The organism is Saprospiraceae bacterium, from assembly GCA_016719615.1.
In the GTDB taxonomy this organism is placed as follows: Bacteria; Bacteroidota; Bacteroidia; order Chitinophagales; family Saprospiraceae; genus Vicinibacter.
The window spans coordinates 11733-28229 of sequence record JADJYQ010000006.1 but is presented as its reverse complement, the minus strand read 5'-3'; the positions used below and the strand labels follow the sequence as shown (position 1 = coordinate 28229).

13 protein-coding genes and 1 pseudogene are annotated in these 16497 nt (G+C 39.1%); 8 read left to right on the top strand and 6 right to left on the bottom strand.

The window, feature by feature from the left end; translation table 11 throughout:
* Positions 1 to 53 precede the first annotated feature (53 nt).
* Both IPM92_12895 and IPM92_12890 read left to right on the top strand, forming a co-directional pair.
* On the top strand, positions 54 to 476 hold the full coding sequence (locus IPM92_12895) for a hypothetical protein (protein ID MBK9109226.1): 423 nt from the start codon (positions 54 to 56) through the stop codon (positions 474 to 476).
* Positions 477 to 555: 79 nt separating this feature from the next.
* The gene (locus IPM92_12890) at positions 556 to 963 is read left to right on the top strand and encodes an SET domain-containing protein (GenBank protein MBK9109225.1); all 408 of its coding nucleotides are present in this window, start codon (positions 556 to 558) and stop codon (positions 961 to 963) included.
* Positions 964 to 1354: 391 nt separating this feature from the next.
* On the opposite strand, the gene IPM92_12885 is transcribed toward IPM92_12890, so the two are convergent.
* The 4 genes from IPM92_12885 to IPM92_12870 all read right to left on the bottom strand — a co-directional run bounded on the left by IPM92_12885 (position 1355) and on the right by IPM92_12870 (position 4954).
* Positions 1355 to 1969 (bottom strand): NifU family protein, encoded by a 615-nt coding sequence (locus tag IPM92_12885; GenBank protein MBK9109224.1) that lies wholly within the window; start codon positions 1967 to 1969, stop codon positions 1355 to 1357.
* A 197-nt stretch (positions 1970 to 2166) separates the two neighbouring features.
* On the bottom strand, positions 2167 to 2805 hold the full coding sequence (gene xth, locus IPM92_12880) for an exodeoxyribonuclease III (protein MBK9109223.1): 639 nt from the start codon (positions 2803 to 2805) through the stop codon (positions 2167 to 2169).
* Positions 2806 to 3396: 591 nt separating this feature from the next.
* A complete protein-coding gene (gene nadC / locus IPM92_12875) occupies positions 3397 to 4245 on the bottom strand; it encodes a carboxylating nicotinate-nucleotide diphosphorylase (protein MBK9109222.1) in 849 nt (282 codons plus the stop codon).
* 1 nt (position 4246) lies between these two features.
* Complete coding sequence (locus IPM92_12870) at positions 4247 to 4954, bottom strand: PorT family protein (protein ID MBK9109221.1); 708 nt, start codon at positions 4952 to 4954, stop codon at positions 4247 to 4249.
* 173 nt (positions 4955 to 5127) lie between these two features.
* On the opposite strand from IPM92_12870, the gene IPM92_12865 reads away from it, so the two are divergent.
* From IPM92_12865 to IPM92_12850, 4 genes are all read left to right on the top strand, one after another.
* Complete coding sequence (locus IPM92_12865) at positions 5128 to 6192, top strand: hypothetical protein (protein MBK9109220.1); 1065 nt, start codon at positions 5128 to 5130, stop codon at positions 6190 to 6192.
* 62 nt (positions 6193 to 6254) lie between these two features.
* Positions 6255 to 7208 carry an isopenicillin N synthase family oxygenase gene (locus IPM92_12860; GenBank protein ID MBK9109219.1) on the top strand — a complete coding sequence of 318 codons (954 nt, stop codon included), beginning with the start codon at positions 6255 to 6257 and terminating at the stop codon, positions 7206 to 7208.
* Positions 7209 to 7233: 25 nt separating this feature from the next.
* Entirely contained in the window at positions 7234 to 7452 is a 219-nt protein-coding gene (locus IPM92_12855) for a twin-arginine translocase TatA/TatE family subunit (protein MBK9109218.1), read from the top strand.
* A 29-nt stretch (positions 7453 to 7481) separates the two neighbouring features.
* Complete coding sequence (locus IPM92_12850; protein ID MBK9109217.1) at positions 7482 to 7991, top strand: OmpH family outer membrane protein; 510 nt, start codon at positions 7482 to 7484, stop codon at positions 7989 to 7991.
* A gap of 15 nt (positions 7992 to 8006) precedes the next feature.
* Here the strand turns inward: IPM92_12850 and IPM92_12845 are convergent, their stop codons facing one another.
* Positions 8007 to 8786 carry an AMP nucleosidase gene (locus IPM92_12845; GenBank protein ID MBK9109216.1) on the bottom strand — a complete coding sequence of 260 codons (780 nt, stop codon included), beginning with the start codon at positions 8784 to 8786 and terminating at the stop codon, positions 8007 to 8009.
* A 29-nt stretch (positions 8787 to 8815) separates the two neighbouring features.
* Positions 8816 to 11633, bottom strand: a pseudogene (gene carB / locus IPM92_12840) (carbamoyl-phosphate synthase large subunit).
* A gap of 115 nt (positions 11634 to 11748) precedes the next feature.
* Between carB and IPM92_12835 the strand changes: the two are divergent.
* Both IPM92_12835 and IPM92_12830 read left to right on the top strand, forming a co-directional pair.
* Complete coding sequence (locus IPM92_12835) at positions 11749 to 12705, top strand: hypothetical protein (GenBank protein MBK9109215.1); 957 nt, start codon at positions 11749 to 11751, stop codon at positions 12703 to 12705.
* Between the two features lie 144 nt (positions 12706 to 12849).
* Positions 12850 to 16485 carry a TonB-dependent receptor gene (locus tag IPM92_12830; GenBank protein ID MBK9109214.1) on the top strand — a complete coding sequence of 1212 codons (3636 nt, stop codon included), beginning with the start codon at positions 12850 to 12852 and terminating at the stop codon, positions 16483 to 16485.
* Positions 16486 to 16497 lie beyond the last annotated feature (12 nt).

Here is a 16497-nt window from a genome sequence, read left to right as displayed (position 1 = left end):
TAAACCTTTTTCTTTATTCAGGGTCTTATAACTAAACAATAAATATAGCTATTATGAAAAACCATATTCAAATTTTAGGAATTGCGCTGTTTCTGTTGACAGCATTTAATCAGGCATCAGCGGCATGTCTTGTAAATACATGTGCGGTCCAACCACGTTGGGAACTCCTGGGTACCCGTAATGTAAATTTTGCAAATGACCGCGATGAGATCGAGGTGACCGCAGCAGAAGGAATGTTTACTGCCTTAAAAATTAAAGTCCTGCGCTCAACTATGGACATGAATAAAATGGTCGTTCACTTTGGCGACGGGAGCACTGAGAATATTGAATTGAAAAATATGTTCAGAGCCGGTGAAGAGAGTCGCGTCATTGACCTTCCCGGAAACAAACGTTTTATCAAAAAAGTAGTATTCTGGTACGATACTAAAAATTATAAAAAACGTCGTGCCGTTGTAGAGCTTTGGGGAAGACACTAAGAGAAGATTGTTAAATATTCTAAAGGCGTCCTGCAAATCCTATTTGTCAGGACGCTTTGTTTTGATTTATCTTCGCAACATGTTCACCAAATCAGAACTTCTCGCAGAACTTAGCTGCAATACTTTTGTATGCTTAAAACCATCTCCACTTCATGGAATCGGCGTTTTTGCAATTATCGATATCCCTAAAGACTGCAAGAACCTTTTTTCGACTGAGCAGGGAGAATGGCATACGCTAAGCATGCAGGAATTTCAAGCACTCCCATCTCATGCCCGCCATTTGGTGGAGACGTATTGTTTGTTTGATGAGAATACCTATTACGTTCCAGCCGGTGGATTCAAACAGATGGATCTTTCACTTTTCCTCAACCACAGTGATTTGCCAAATATCGCTTCGGTAAATGAGGGTGAATATTTTGTGAGTTTACGTGAAATTGCTATTGGAGAAGAGTTGCTGGTGGATTATGGGACGATAGTGGAAGAGTAGTTGTAAGCTTAAGGCTTAAGGGAAAAGGTTAAAGGGATTGAGTATTGATTGAATGTTTTAAGTCCATTTTTGTTGATGATATAAAATTAACAATTGTTAGTAAACAAGGATTTAAGAGGAAAGGTCAAAGTAAAACAGGGCCTGTAAATAAGCTGTTTGAGTTTTTTGGTACTTGAGGATTCTAATATAAAACTAACAAATGTTAGGAAACGAATGATCCCTCCAGCCTTTCCTTAAGAATACAAATTTGAAAGGGAAAAGGCTAAAGGAAATCCGAATTTGGTCAATGAAATGATATTTTGTTCTTTATTATGGATGTTAAAAAACTAACAATTGTTAGTAATGAATGAAAACCCTTTTCCCTTTAGCCTTTTCCCTTTAGCCTAAAGTCCTACTCAGCTTCCGCAACCACTTCCTGCACTTCCGGAACCATTCTTTTTAATAAACCTTCGATGCCAGCTTTTAAGGTGACCGTTGAGGATGGGCACCCGCTGCAGGAACCCTGCATGGTTACTGTGACGACACCATCTTTGTAACTTTTGAATTCGATATTACCACCATCCATCTCGACAGCGGGTTTTACATAAGTTTGTATCATTTCGCGGATGCGTTGTACGATCTCTCCGTCTTTTCCATCATATTCACGTGCAACGTCAGCGTCCATTTGTTCTTTTTGAAAAGCTTCAAAATCTTCATGAACGATGGAAGTGCCTTCTTCAATTAAGGTTTTCAGGTATTCCTTTGCAGTAATCATGATTTCCTGCCAATCGTAAGATGGCTTTTTGGTAATTGTCACAAAATTGTTGGATATATAAACCGCTTGAACGTATTCTTTTTCGTAAAGTTTGGATGCCAGTTCAGACCATTTGCCGGCAAATTCCTGATCCTTAAAATCAGCAATACCTTTATAAAGCAATTGATTCGTAACAAATTTTAAAGACTCGGGATTGGGTGTTTGCTCAGTATACACCAATAACATATTATTTACGACAGGTTTGGTAGCCATAATATTCAATTTTAATCAGTTACCCTTAAGTACAATTGAGAATGGTGAATGTTTAGCTTTGACAAAACTAAATTTCATAACAGCCTTCTATCGGACAATGATCTGAAAATCGGATATCCCTGTGATGTTTGTAATCAACAACCGCAGAAGCAAGATTTTCAGTTACAGAATGGTAATCAATTCTCCAACCTTTATTCTTACCATAGGATCCCTGCACGAAAACTCCACCAACTGAATTCAATTTTATCCGGATATACCAACCTGAAACTGTCCTTAAATAAATTTGTAAACCATTTATCGAGCCATTTTCGTTCCTCTGGCCGGAATCCACTCGGATTGTCCTTGCGTTCGGGATTATGAATGTCAAGATCCTGATGTACGATATTGTAATCTCCAACAACAATCAATTTTCGGTTTGACTGAACTAATTTTTCAAAATAGGGATATACATCTTGCAAAAATTGCATTTTGAAAAGATGTCGATCTTCTCCTGAAGATCCAGATGGAAAATAGCAATTGCAAATAGAAAAACCATCAAACTCCAACAATAACATTCTTCCTTCGCGATCATATATTGGCATATCAAATCCGATCGTTACGCTCTTGGGTTTTTCTTTGGTAAGGATCAAAACTCCGCTATAACCTTTCTTTTCAGCAGAACTCCAAAATGCATGGTAACCTTCTGCTTTAAACATTTCCGGGTCTTCATGGGAAGCATCCATTTTGGTTTCCTGAATGCAAACGAGATCAAAGGAATGTTCAACAAGCCATTCTTTAAAACCTTTGGTGATCGCAGACCGAAGTCCATTTGTGTTTAAACTGATGATCCTTTTCATGAGCTTTTTTGATCTGTTGTAGGCCAATTTTCAAGTTTGCAATGATAATTTATTTAAAAATGATTACAAAATTTAAACAAAAGGCATTTGTGATGAAAATGCATCTTTAAAGGCATTTACAGAAGTAAGTGTTTGTAATACAAAACTATATAAATCCTATTTTTATAAAATATACGCATTGATATTAAAAGTATATCTATACAGATACTCACATCATTGTGGTATTTTTTGCCAATTATTTACACTTGATATTATATTCTGCATACATATAAGCACTCAAACCCTTGCAAAATGGTTCATATTAGATGAATTTGCTATGGTATAGTTTTTGAATTAATCATCTTACTTCACCAATGGGTCAAACCGATATAAGTCTCAATGGATTGTAGTTACTTTTCTTAAAGTTGAAAAGTTTAAGTAAATGATTCATTGTTAGCATTTGTAACACATTTTTTTAATTCATTAATCTCTGAAAGCGTATGAAGACAAACCAGACCCCAGCTGTTTTGTACAAGGACGTCAGGTTTTGGTTGGTTACCATCATGACTATTTTATTAGTTGTTTTATTAATCGCTACTTATCCTGCTTAAATTATCCTTGTATCTTCAGACTTAGGTCGAGGCTTCCGGCACTGTGGGTTAGGGCTCCGATAGAAATAAAATCTACTCCTGTGAGTGCGATTTTTCTAACGGACTCCAGACTCACACCTCCGGAAGCTTCGGTTTTAAATCGTTTATGGACCATGTCCACTCCTTCTCGCAATAACTCCAAAGCGAAATTATCCATCATAATTTGATCCACTTTCCCAATCGCGAGTACTTCTTCGAGTTCTACAAGATTTTTAACTTCAATGGTGATCCCCAATTTTTCAAGCCCATGCATTTTCGCATACTTCTGAACGGATTCAATGGCTGTTTGAATTCCGCCGCATGCTTCAATGTGATTGTCTTTAATCATAAATCGATCAAATAATCCGTAGCGATAATTTTGACATCCTCCCAATCGGACTGCCCATTTTTCAAAATATCTGTTTAAGGGCGTGGTCTTCCTGGTATCTAATAAAATGACAGCCAGGTCTTCAACTTCTGCATGAAACCTGTTGGATAATGTTGCAATCCCGCTCATTCGCTGCATCAGATTTAATATCAATCTTTCACTTTTTAAAAGCGCTCTTGTATTTCCCGTAATTTCAAAAACGATATCGCCATAATGAATGATGCTACCATCTGTTTTCAAAATTTTAAATTGCAGCGATTCATCAATATACTTGAAAATTTGCTCCGCTGCTGTCACACCTGCGACAATCCCATCTTCTTTGACTTTTAAACGACCTGTTGATTGGTGCTTTTCAGGTATACAGGCTAGTGAACTGATGTCGCCATCCTGAATGTCTTCATCCAATGCCTGTTTAATAAAATTGTTGATATCAAATGAAACCATATTAAAATGTAATGCCTATTCTAAAATCTAAACTGGATAATATTCCCTTCGAATTTTCAGGATTCCCATCTGTATAAACACCTGAATCATCTGTGATATCTGTAAATGATTGGTTGAACCGAATTCCGGCCAACAAAGACATATCTTCTGTAATTTTCTTTTCAAATCCAAGGTGGATGCCATAAAACATACTCAATCCTGCTATTGAATTTCTGATATCTTCATCTTCAGTGAAGGCTAATCCTGCAGCTGTAATTTTAGCTCTTGCTTTTGTCCGGAATGCAAAACTGAATTCTGGGGCTTGCACATAAAATCGGTAGCCTTTAAAAGTACCGGTCCGCAATTTTAATCCAAATGGAAAATCGAGGTAATTAATTTTATAATCAATCCGTGTACCTGCAGGCAACATGTGGTATTCTGGGTGGCTTAATTCTGAATCTTTTAAAAGATCTCCTCCCTTCTTATAATCCATAGCTCCGCCTTGAGCAATTGAAAACCCAATACCTGCCGTTAATGCATATCTGTCGTTTAACCAATATTCACAATGTATGTGGGCTTTATATGAAAAGAGCGAAGCTGAACTTTCGATAATATTTTTATTGGCCCGCATCCAACTATATGATAGTCCAGTCATGATATTCACATGAATATCCTGTGCGTGCGCAGAAGCGCATAAAAACATAATAAAAAATCCTATTTTATTTTTCATAATCGATGCTAAGCTTAAAAAGATTGAATTATTCAGTAAAACTATAACAAATTGCGTATTTCCTGATTTCATTTGTTTCAAGCTTCAAAAAGAGGAGACTTGGTATAATTGTCGCGCCGGGGAGTAATAAATCCTTTTTCTTTGCAGTTTCATTTAGTGTAAAAACCAATAATTTGAATACCATACAAAAAATAGAAATTGGATTATGGATGCTCCTGAGCCTGCAGTTGTTTTCTTGTAAAGGTGAAAAGGACGAAAATACACCTGATGTTAAGCACATTCAAACGGAGTTGAAATTATACAGGTTTGAAAAGGAACTGGAGAAGCTCGATAGTTCAGCCTTGGCCATTGACATAAAAAAACTCTGCTCCACACATCCTGCATTTTGTAATTTATATTTTAATTCTATACTGCAAATGCCCTTCCAAATGGATCAAACGGATCCTGAATTTGGCTTGCAATTGAAAATGTTTTTATATCATCCTTCAAACATCCGGCTTTCTGCTAAATTAAAATTGGCGATCCCTGAAGATGAAATACTTCACAAAAGCTTAGAACTATCCTTGAGATATTTTAAATATTATTTTCCGGAAACGAGAGAACCTGTTTTTTACACTGCCTTTTGTGACTTTTCTTATGGTAATTTTATTTTTGAGCACGAATCTGGGGCTGATGGACTGGGTATTGGCCTCGAATTTTTTGCAGGGGAACATATTGATTATAAGACCATAGATCCCGAAAATCCCGTTTTTTCAGATTACATCAAGCGTAGCTTGAATGCCGATCATTTATTGCCCAGAACTTGGGATGCCTGGTTAGAAGATCGAATTCAAGTCCCGGCTTCTAGTCAGTTATTGGATTTTATAATCCAAAGAGGTAAAAAATTGTATATTCTGAAAACATTGCTCCCTCATGTAGCCGATACAGCTGTTTTTGATATGTCTGTTGATCAATTACAGTGGTGCCGCAATAATAAAATGGAGATTTGGTCCTTTTTTCTAGCCCAAAAGCTGCTGTATTCTTCGGAACTTATGAAAATTAACAAGTATGTCAATCCGAGTCCTAATTCTCCGGGTATGCCCGAAAATGCTCCGGGCCGCACCGGATCGTATATCGGTTATGAATTGGTGAAAGCTTATATGAAAAACAATCCGGATACCCGCCTTGTAGACTTATTGGAAACCGACGATAGTCAAAGCTTTTTACAAAAATCGAGGTTTAAACCACGGAACGAATAATCTGTCTAAGCTGTTATAATAAGGTTGGTTTAATTTTTGATACAAACCATCTAAAAACTGCGATGTCTACCCGAATTATACCATTAGTGGATCTGGAAAAATTCCAAACCGGTGATCACCGGGATAAATCTCAATTTGTAGAAGAGTTGGGCAAGGCTTTTCATGAAATTGGTTTTGTTGGGGTCGTCAATCACGGAGTGCCAAAACCCCTGGTCGATGGGTTCTACAATGGTTCCAAACGTTTTTTTTCTTTACCCCTTGAGGTAAAAATGCAATATGAAATTCCGGGTCTGGCTGGTCAAAGGGGCTATACTTCATTTGGGAAAGAACATGCCAAGCATTCGAATGTAGGCGATTTAAAAGAATTTTATCAAATAGGTCAGGTCGTGGAAGGCGATGATCCTATCAAAGCAGAATATCCTGATAATGTGATGGTTAGAGAGACTCCAGAATTTACAGAATTGGGAAATCAGCTTTATAAAGCTTTCGAAAGCAGTGGCGCAAAACTTCTGGAAGCCATAGCATTACATCTTGGCCTCAGCAATGATTATTTTTCTGATAAAATTCATAATGGAAACAGCATCTTGAGGGCCATACATTATCCGCCCATTATCGAAGAACCTGCTTCGGCCATCAGATCCGAACAACATGAAGATATTAATTTGATCACCCTATTGGTGGGGGCTTCCTCAGGCGGTCTCCAGGTGCTAACCAAAGCCGGAGAATGGAAAGATGCCATCCCCAATGAAAATGAAATCGTTGTAAATGTGGGAGATATGCTCCAACGGCTGACGAATAACTACCTGGTTTCCACTACACATCGAGTGGTAAATCCTCCAAAGGAACTTTGGCATATTCCAAGATTGTCCATTCCTTTTTTCCTTCACCCAAGGAGCGAAATGGACTTGAGCTGTCTGCCGGGATGTGTTAAACAGGGCCAAAATCCTGACTACCCTCCCATCACTGCAGGGGAATATTTAAACGAGAGACTCCGAGAAATCGGATTAAAAAAATAACTTTGACCTTTAAATTAAAAACAACATGAAACTTTTATTATTGGGAAACCTGGGAACAACTGAAGTAATCGTAATTCTCCTCATAGTCCTTTTGATGTTTGGCGGTAAAAAAATTCCGGAACTCATGAAAGGTCTTGGAAGCGGGATTCGCGAATTTAACAAAGCCAAAAACAATATTTCCAGTGAAATCCGCGAGGGGATTAGAGATGCTGACCGCCAAAGCATAGATTCTGAAAGTAAATAGTCTTTTCTTTTAACATATTAAAAATTTTTATGAAAGTATCATTGCTTTTGTGCACTGGGTTTATGACTTTATTTATCTGGAATCTCAATGCACAAAAAGTAGGACATGTTAATTCTGTTCAACTCATCGACTCTTTAAAAGAAGCTAAACAAGCTTCAATGGCTCTGAAACAATATGAGCAGTCTCTTGCAAAAGCAGGAGAAGACATGCTTGTTAGTTTTCAACAAAAGCTCAAAGCCTTTCAGGATGAAGTCAAAAAGGGTAGCCTCACCACCAATCAACAAAAACAAAAAGAATCAGAATTGGAAGTGGATCAAAATGCCATTGTAAATTATCGGGAGTCCATGAGATCTTCCTTGGATAAAAAGAGACAAGAATTGGTTAAGCCCATATTGGAAAAAATCAATACCGCTCTAAAAGCAATAGGTGTTGATGAACAATATCAGTTTATTTTCGACAGCTCGGTGGGTATGCTTTATTTTACAGAAAGTGAAAACCTTTTTAGTAAGGTCTTTAATAAACTTGAACCCAAAAACTAACATTCGTTAGTATTCTCAATCTTCAAACCTGAGGTGTTTGACAGTGATGTCGTTGTCAATGAGTTTCTTGAGCGAATCGATACCAATTTTCAGATGTAAATCGAGAAAATGTTTGGTAACTAATTGATCACTGGCTTCCGTTTTTACGCCATCCGGAATCATCGGCATATCTGAAACCAATAAAAGCGCTCCGGCCGGAATTCTATTCTTGAAAGCAGCAATAAAAATAGTTGCTGTTTCCATATCTATGGCAAGGGCACGCAGCCGGGTTAGGTATTTTTTGAAATCGAGACGATGTTCCCAGACTCTTTTATTGGTTGTATAAACGGTTCCGGTCCAATAATCTTTTTCATATTGCCGGATGGTTGTTGATAGTGCTTTTTGAAGAGCAAATGCTGGCAAAGCGGGCACTTCAATGGGGAGGTAATCATTGGAAGTTCCTTCTCCCCGGATGGCAGCAATGGGTAAAATAAAATCACCGACTTTATTCTTCTTCGATTTTAATCCGCCACATTTTCCAAGAAATAATATCGCTTTGGGATGAATGGATGTAAGCAAATCTACTATAGTTCCGGCATTGGGACTCCCCATCCCAAAATTGATAATCGTGATGTTGTTGGCTGTTGCATTAGCCATCGAGCGATCTTTTCCGTGAATCGGAACCTGATGCCATTCGGCAAACAATTCAACATATAAATTAAAATTTACCAACAGAATGTATTCGCCAAATTCTTCTAACGGAGTACCCGTGTATCTTGGCAACCAGTTTTCGACAATTTCCTTTTTAGTTTTCATAACGTTCATTTAAAACGAACGATCTTTATTTATCGCGTGAGGTACATATATCTTTTTGAATCAATGTCCCTGAAAAATGGGTCATACAAGTCTTTAATAAAGTGAATGGCTTCACCTGTAGATTTCATCTCGGGGCCTAAACTAATGTCTACACCCGGAAATTTATTAAATGAAAATACAGGTACTTTTATCGCATATCCTTTCAATTTGTGTTCGATGCTGAAGTCACTAATCTTTTTTCTGCCCATCATGATTTTAGTTGCCATATTCAGATAGGGCACCTGATATGCTTTCGCAATAAAAGGAGTCGTACGGGAAGCCCTGGGGTTTGCTTCAATGACAAACACTTGTTCGTCTTTGATGGCAAACTGAATATTGATCAATCCTCGAATATTCAATCGGAAAGCTATCGCTCGTGCATATTCAATCATTGTTTCAATGGAATGTTCGCTAAGACTGTAAGGCGGTAATACCGCAGAACTGTCACCGGAATGGATTCCTGCAGGTTCAATATGTTCCATAATGCCCATAACATGAACTTCTTCTCCGTCGCATATGGCATCAATCTCAGCTTCTTTGGCTCTTTCCAAAAACTGATCTATCAATACTTTGTTGTCGGGCATATGTTTAAAAATGGAAAGCACATGTCTTTCCAATTCCTCATCATTAATGACGATCCGCATTCTTTGTCCCCCGAGCACGTAAGAAGGTCTGACCAAAACGGGATAGCCTATCTTTCTCGCAACTTCCAATGCCTCGTCAGCATCTGTTGCGACACCATAATTTGGATAGGGTATACCCATTTCCTTCAATAAATCAGAAAAGCGGCCGCGGTCTTCCGCGATATCCATATTGTTATAATCTGTGCCAATAATCGGGATGCCTTTTTTGATGAATTTTTTCGGCAAGTTTGAGTGCTGTTTGTCCGCCTAATTGCACGATAATGCCCAAGGGTTTTTCATGATCAATGATCTCTTCCAGATGCTCCCAATAGATGGGTTCAAAATATAATTTATCAGCAACGTCAAAATCAGTTGATACCGTCTCGGGGTTGCAATTGATCATAATTGCTTCAAGGCCTTCTTCTCTGATGGCCATAACCCCATGCACACAGCAATAATCAAACTCAATGCCCTGGCCAATTCGATTAGGGCCTGAACCCAAAACGATTATTTTTTGGGTATCATTTGACGGACTTTCATTCTCAGTGTCAAAACTCGAATAATAGTAAGGGGTCTTTGCTTCGAACTCTGCGGCACAAGTATCTACCAGTTTAAATACGCGACGGATGTTTAATTTGAATCGCTGCTTGGAAACTTCCTTTTCTTCTACGCGCATCAGCCATGCAATCTGAGTATCGCTATACCCACTTTTTTTCAGCTCCTTAAAAAAAGAAATGGGAATGTCTTCGGGCAAATTATATTTCAATAACTGATCTTCCATTTGGACCAGCATTTTAATTTCTTTTAAAAACCAGGGGTCAATGCCCGTTAATTTATAAACCGTTTTTTCAGGTACGCCCAATCTCAGTGCATCTTTGATTCTAAAAATGCGATCGTCGCTTACGACTTCCAGTCTTTCAAGAATGTCTTGAGTGTTGATCCATTCTTTTTTGTCGGCTCCTAATCCGTGACGATCATTTTCGAGCGACTGACATGCTTTCTGCAGCGCTTCGCGGAAACTTCGACCAATGGCCATTACTTCGCCAACCGATTTCATTTGTAATCCAAGTCTTCGATCTGCTCCATGAAATTTTTCAAAATTCCATCTTGGCATTTTGACAATAACATAGTCCAACGAGGGTTCAAAATATGCTGATGTAGATCCCGTGATTTGATTTTGCAATTCATCAAGTGTATAACCAATAGCCAGTTTAGCTGCAATTTTTGCAATGGGGTATCCGGTTGCTTTACTTGCCAAAGCTGAAGATCGCGAAACTCTTGGATTGATTTCGACAGCAATAATTTCTTCGGTGTCGGGATTCATGGCAAACTGCACATTACAACCTCCGGAAAAATTACCCAGGGATCGCATCATTCGGATAGCAGTATCTCGCATCAACTGGAATCCGGTATCTGATAAAGTCATCGCAGGTGCCACAGTGATGCTATCACCTGTGTGGATGCCCATCGGATCCAGATTTTCAACAGTACAAATGATGACGACATTATCCTTTTGATCGCGCAATAATTCCAATTCAAATTCTTTCCAGCCAAGGACAGCTTTTTCAACCAATACCTCATGCGTTGGAGATGCATCCAAGCCTCGGCGCAAGGCTTCGTCAAATTGATCAGATTTGAGTACAAAGCTTCCGCCTGAGCCACCTAATGTGTAGGAGGGTCTGATCACTAGGGGATATCCAATTTTTTGAGCGGCTTCTTTTCCTTCCAAAAAGGAATTTGCAATCTGCGATGGTGCCACACCAATACCTAGATGGATCATGTGTTTTCTGAACAATTCGCGGTTTTCTGTCAGTTCTATCGCTGATATATCCACGCCAATCATCTTGACGCCAAATCTTTGCCAAACTTTTTGTTTATCAGCCTCTATTGCCAAATTAAGGGCTGTCTGTCCCCCCATGGTAGGCAAAACAGCATCAATTTTGCGCTCTTCGAGGATTTTGATAATACTTTCAACCGTCAAAGGAAGCAAATAAATATGATCGGCAGTCACAGGGTCGGTCATAATGGTTGCCGGATTAGAATTGATAAGGCTTACTTCAAGGCCTTCTTCCCGGAGCGATCGGGAAGCCTGAGTTCCGGAATAATCAAATTCGCAAGCCTGGCCTATGATGATGGGTCCGCTTCCTATGATCAAAACGGAGCGGATCGAGCTGTCTTTTGGCATTAAATAGTTAATTTGGCGCAAAGATAAGCTTTGCCCGACGAAAGCCGGACTTGAGTTCCTTTAGCAGTTTTGTTAGTTTTAGAATTTCGGTATCGGCCGCTACAAAAAATTGTTCATGACCAAACCTAAGTTGCTGATTACAGATGATGTTCATCCCAATCTTATTACTGGACTGGAAGCCAGGGGATATGAAGTAGAATATCAAGCTGATATAAGTTTACATCAAACCAAAGAGATTATTTCTCATTATACAGGATTGGTTATAAATAGTAAGATCAAGGTTGACAGAGCTTTTATTGAAAAAGCGGATAAACTGAAATGGATTGGAAGGTTGGGTTCCGGGATGGAAATTATCGATGTCCCGGCTGCTCAGGAAAGAGGAATTCAACTGATCAATACTCCTGAAGCAAATTGTCAGGCAGTAGCCGAACACGCTTTAGGGCTCTTGTTGAGTTTATTTCGAAATATAAACAGAGCTGACCGTGAATTGAGATCCTGGTTATGGAATCGGGAGAAAAATAGAGGCAAAGAGCTTCAGGGTCAAACAGTTGGAATTATTGGTTACGGACACACAGGACCTGCATTTGCAAAATTATTGTCGGCCTTTGATGTTAAAGTCCTCGTTTTTGATAAATACAAGCAGCATTTGGAATTGGGACCTCGTTATGAGCATGTAAAGAATGTAGAAACGATCCTAAATGAAGCCGGCGTGATCAGTTTACACATTCCCCTAAGTCCTGAAACGAAACATTTGGTCAACGAGGAGTTTTTTAATGCTTGCAAAAATTCTATTTATTTGATCAATACTTCGAGGGGCCCGATTGTAAAAACGACCGACCTGGTCAAAGCGCTAAGGTCGGGCCAGGTCCTGGGAGCCTGTTTGGATGTTTTCGAAAACGAACATCCTTTGAGCTATTCCGATGAGGAACGAAAAATGTATGAAGAATTGTACGCCTTTGAGCAGGTGATACTAAGCCCGCACATCGCGGGATGGACTTTTGAGTCGAAACAAAAAATTGCACAACTACTTTTAGAAAAGCTTGATACATTGCTATGGAACAGTATGTCTTAAGCGTTGAAAATCAATAGATTATCAATTGACATCGTTTACTGCGGAAATATTTTAGAATGCTTCAGATCAAATAGGTTTGAAATGCATTTAGAAATTCTTAACATTGCGAAATTTTTTATAGGATAATTTTTTCAAATTTACATTATGGTCAAACGAATAGTACTCATTTTCCATGCTGTTATACTCATGTCCTTGCTCGCCGGAGCTCAAACCGCTTTGTCGGGAAAAGTGGCCGACAAGGATAACGGAGAACCCATTATTCAATGTGCCATCATCATATTTAAAAATGGCATTCAGGTCACTACAGTTGTTTCTGACTTTGATGGGAACTATAGTGTGCAGCTCGATCCCGGTAAATATGACGTGGAGGCCCGATATGTGGGCTATAACCCTCAACGCGTAACAGGTATTAATGTGTTGGGCGGCAAGGTCAATACGCTTAACATCAAAATGACCTTTGGACTGGAACTTGGAGTGGTCGATGTTGTCGAATACCGGGCTCCCCTCATTGAAAAGGATAATACCACACAAGGTTCGGTAATTACTGCCGAAAAGATTAAAAACATGCCTGTCAAAAACATCAATGCGGTTGCTGCAACAGCTGCAGGTTTATCTAGTGTCGATGGCGGTAATGCATATATACGAGGTGGCCGGGCAGATGCCACTGTTTTTTACCTGGATGGTTTAAGAATCACCGGAAGGCAAATTCCAACTTCTGAACTCGAACAGCTTCAGGTGGTTACCGGAGGTATCGAGGCTCAATATGGCGATGTAACAGGTGGTATCATAGCACTTACCAGTAAAGGCCCTTCCTCCAAATTTTCAGGCGGGGTTGAATTGGAAACTTCAGAAGGATTAGATCCTTATGGCTACAGATTGTTAAGCTTAAATCTAAGCGGTCCTATCTGGAAACAAAAACTTACAGACTCTACATATGGTCGTACAATACTTGGTTATCGCGTGGCCGGACAGTATAATTTCCAAAAAGATGATGATCCTCCTGCTTATCCAATTTACAGAGCCAAAGAATCCTCCATCTCAAGATTGACCAACGATCCTTTGCGCTTATTGGGTGGTACTCCAACGGTTTCAGGTCAATTCTTGGAGGATGATGAAATTGAAGTTTTGGATTACAATCCTAACGAAGACAATACGGCTTACGATATTACTGCAAAACTGGATTTCAGACCCGTTGAAAATATTGATATTTCCATATCCGGAAACTATTCAGATGTCAATAACCGATTTAATCCCGGTGATGATAATACAACCGGTCAGGGATCCTGGACCTTGTTAAACTGGATCAATAATCCGGTACAAGACAATCAGATCTATCGCGGAAACATCCGTTTACGCCACAGACTGGGAAGGTTAGTTGATCTCGGAAACAATCCGGGCGAAGATGGTGGTGCCGGTTCAAATATCCAAAACGCCTATTACACCATTCAGGCCGGTCTCCAAAAATCTAAAAGTGAAACTCAGGATTGGAGACATAAAGACCGCTTGTTTGATTACGGATATATTGGAAAATTCCCGGGGCATTACGAATGTGAATCTAGGGAAGGTGTACACTCAGGCTGGACTTTTTTAGTTGATGGTTTTGATCCGGCAACAACAACAAATCCGGGATATGCAGCTCTCAATGAAATTGGAATTACAGAGCCACAGCTTTTAGATGGTTACAGAGCTTCCAATGGCCGCTTAAGCTCGGCTTTTGACAATACCTGGTCAGGCCTTAATAATAATGTGGGCGGAATCTACAACCGTTACAATAAAACTGATAATGATCTGGTCACTCTGCAAGTGACAAGTGGATTCGATTTTCTTCCCGGTGGTTCTAAAAGCGGAAGACATAATATTCAATTTGGCTTGGTCTATGAGCAACGCGTTTCCAGATCCTATACCGTGGCTCCTTTTGCCCTATGGAATCTTGCGCGTCTTTATACCAATAATCATATCTCTGGCGTAGATACCACGATCGTTGTTGGTTTTGATAATGATTGCGGTGATTTATACAGGAATATCATTACGCCTTCTTCTGAATCGAGATTTTACAGAGAAGTACGCAGAAAATTATTACCCAATATTCCTATTGATTCAGCGGTATATGAGTATGTAAATGTCAATGAATTAGACAACAATGCATTGAGCCTTGATATGTTTTCGGCTCAGGAATTGACAGACCAAAGTGCTATTGGATATTCAGGATACGATTATCTCGGAAATAAATTATCCGGCAATGCTAAATTCGAAGATTTCTTTAATATCATCGATGCAGAGGGTAATAAAGCTTTTACAGTAGCGCCTTTTTCTCCAATTTATGCGGGTGGTTATATTCAGGATAAGTTTACTTTTAAAGACATCATATTCAGACTTGGTTTCAGGGTTGATTACTACGATGCAAACACCAAAGTTTTAAAAGATCCTTATTCACTTTATGGGGTATTAAGTGCCAAAGCATTTCATGATATCAATGGGACTAATAAACCGGGCTCCATTGGAGATGATTATAAAGTTTACGTTTCCGGAGAACGCTCAACTTCCGTCAAAGCTTATCGAAACGGCGATCAGTGGTACAATTCCGCTGGAACACCGGTGAACTCTTCTGATCAGATTTTTACAAGTAATCTGGTTTTCCCAGCTTATATCGAACCGGAAGATACCATACGTTCGATCAAACGACCTACTTTTAAATTAGACGACTCATTTGAAGATTACGATCCTCAAATCAATTTTATGCCAAGGTTGGCTTTTTCATTTCCCATTTCAGATAATTCCAACTTTTTTGCGCATTACGATATTCTCGTTCAAAGACCAACTTCTAATTCTTTTGTTTCACCATTGGAATATTACTATTTCAATGATCAAGGCCGTACGCCTGCAAACAATCCGAATTTGATTCCAAGTAAGACTATTGATTACGAGGTTGGATTTCAACAAAAAATTTCCAATTCTTCTGCGATTAAATTATCTGCTTATTACAAGGAATTGAGAAATATGATCAACAGAATTACCTATAGCCGGGTGGCCACTGTGGGTACTTACGACAGTTATGGCAACATAGATTTTGGAACGGTGAAAGGATTTAATTTCACTTACGATTTGCGAAGAACTGGCAATCTTGAATTTACTGCTGCCTATACCTTGCAATTTGCAGATGGTACGGGTTCTGATCCGGAATCGCAATCGGGTTTAACGCAAAAGGGTATCAATATCAGAAATATTTTTCCTTTTAATTACGACGAACGCCACCGTTTTGCTTTTACGGTTGATTATCGCTATCAATCCGGTAAAGCATACAATGGTCCAAGAATTGCCGGCAAGGACATTCTTTCCAATTTTGGAATCAATTTTCAAGTGATCACCGCATCCGGAAGACCCTATTCACCGGGTACACAGATCGTACGTTTTGGAGGCTCCGGTTTCCGGGGAGATATCAATGGTGCACGTTTGCCATGGAACTTTGGTATAGATGTGAGAGTAGATAAAAACTTCAGTCTTGTGAAAGGAAAAAATCCTTTGGACCTGAATATTTATCTGCGTGTCCAAAATTTACTAGATACCAAAAATGTGATTGCTGTTTACAGAGGTTCGGGTGATGCCAAAGATGATGGCTATTTGAATTCTGATCGCGGCGATGCAGAATTGGATAATGTGGTCAGCTCCTATGGAGAAAGTTATATAGATTATTTTGTCAACCAATACAATTACCGGGTTCTTAATCCGGACAATTTCACGCTTCCAAGAAGAATATTTATTGGAGCTATATTGGAATTCTAAATTTAAAATTTA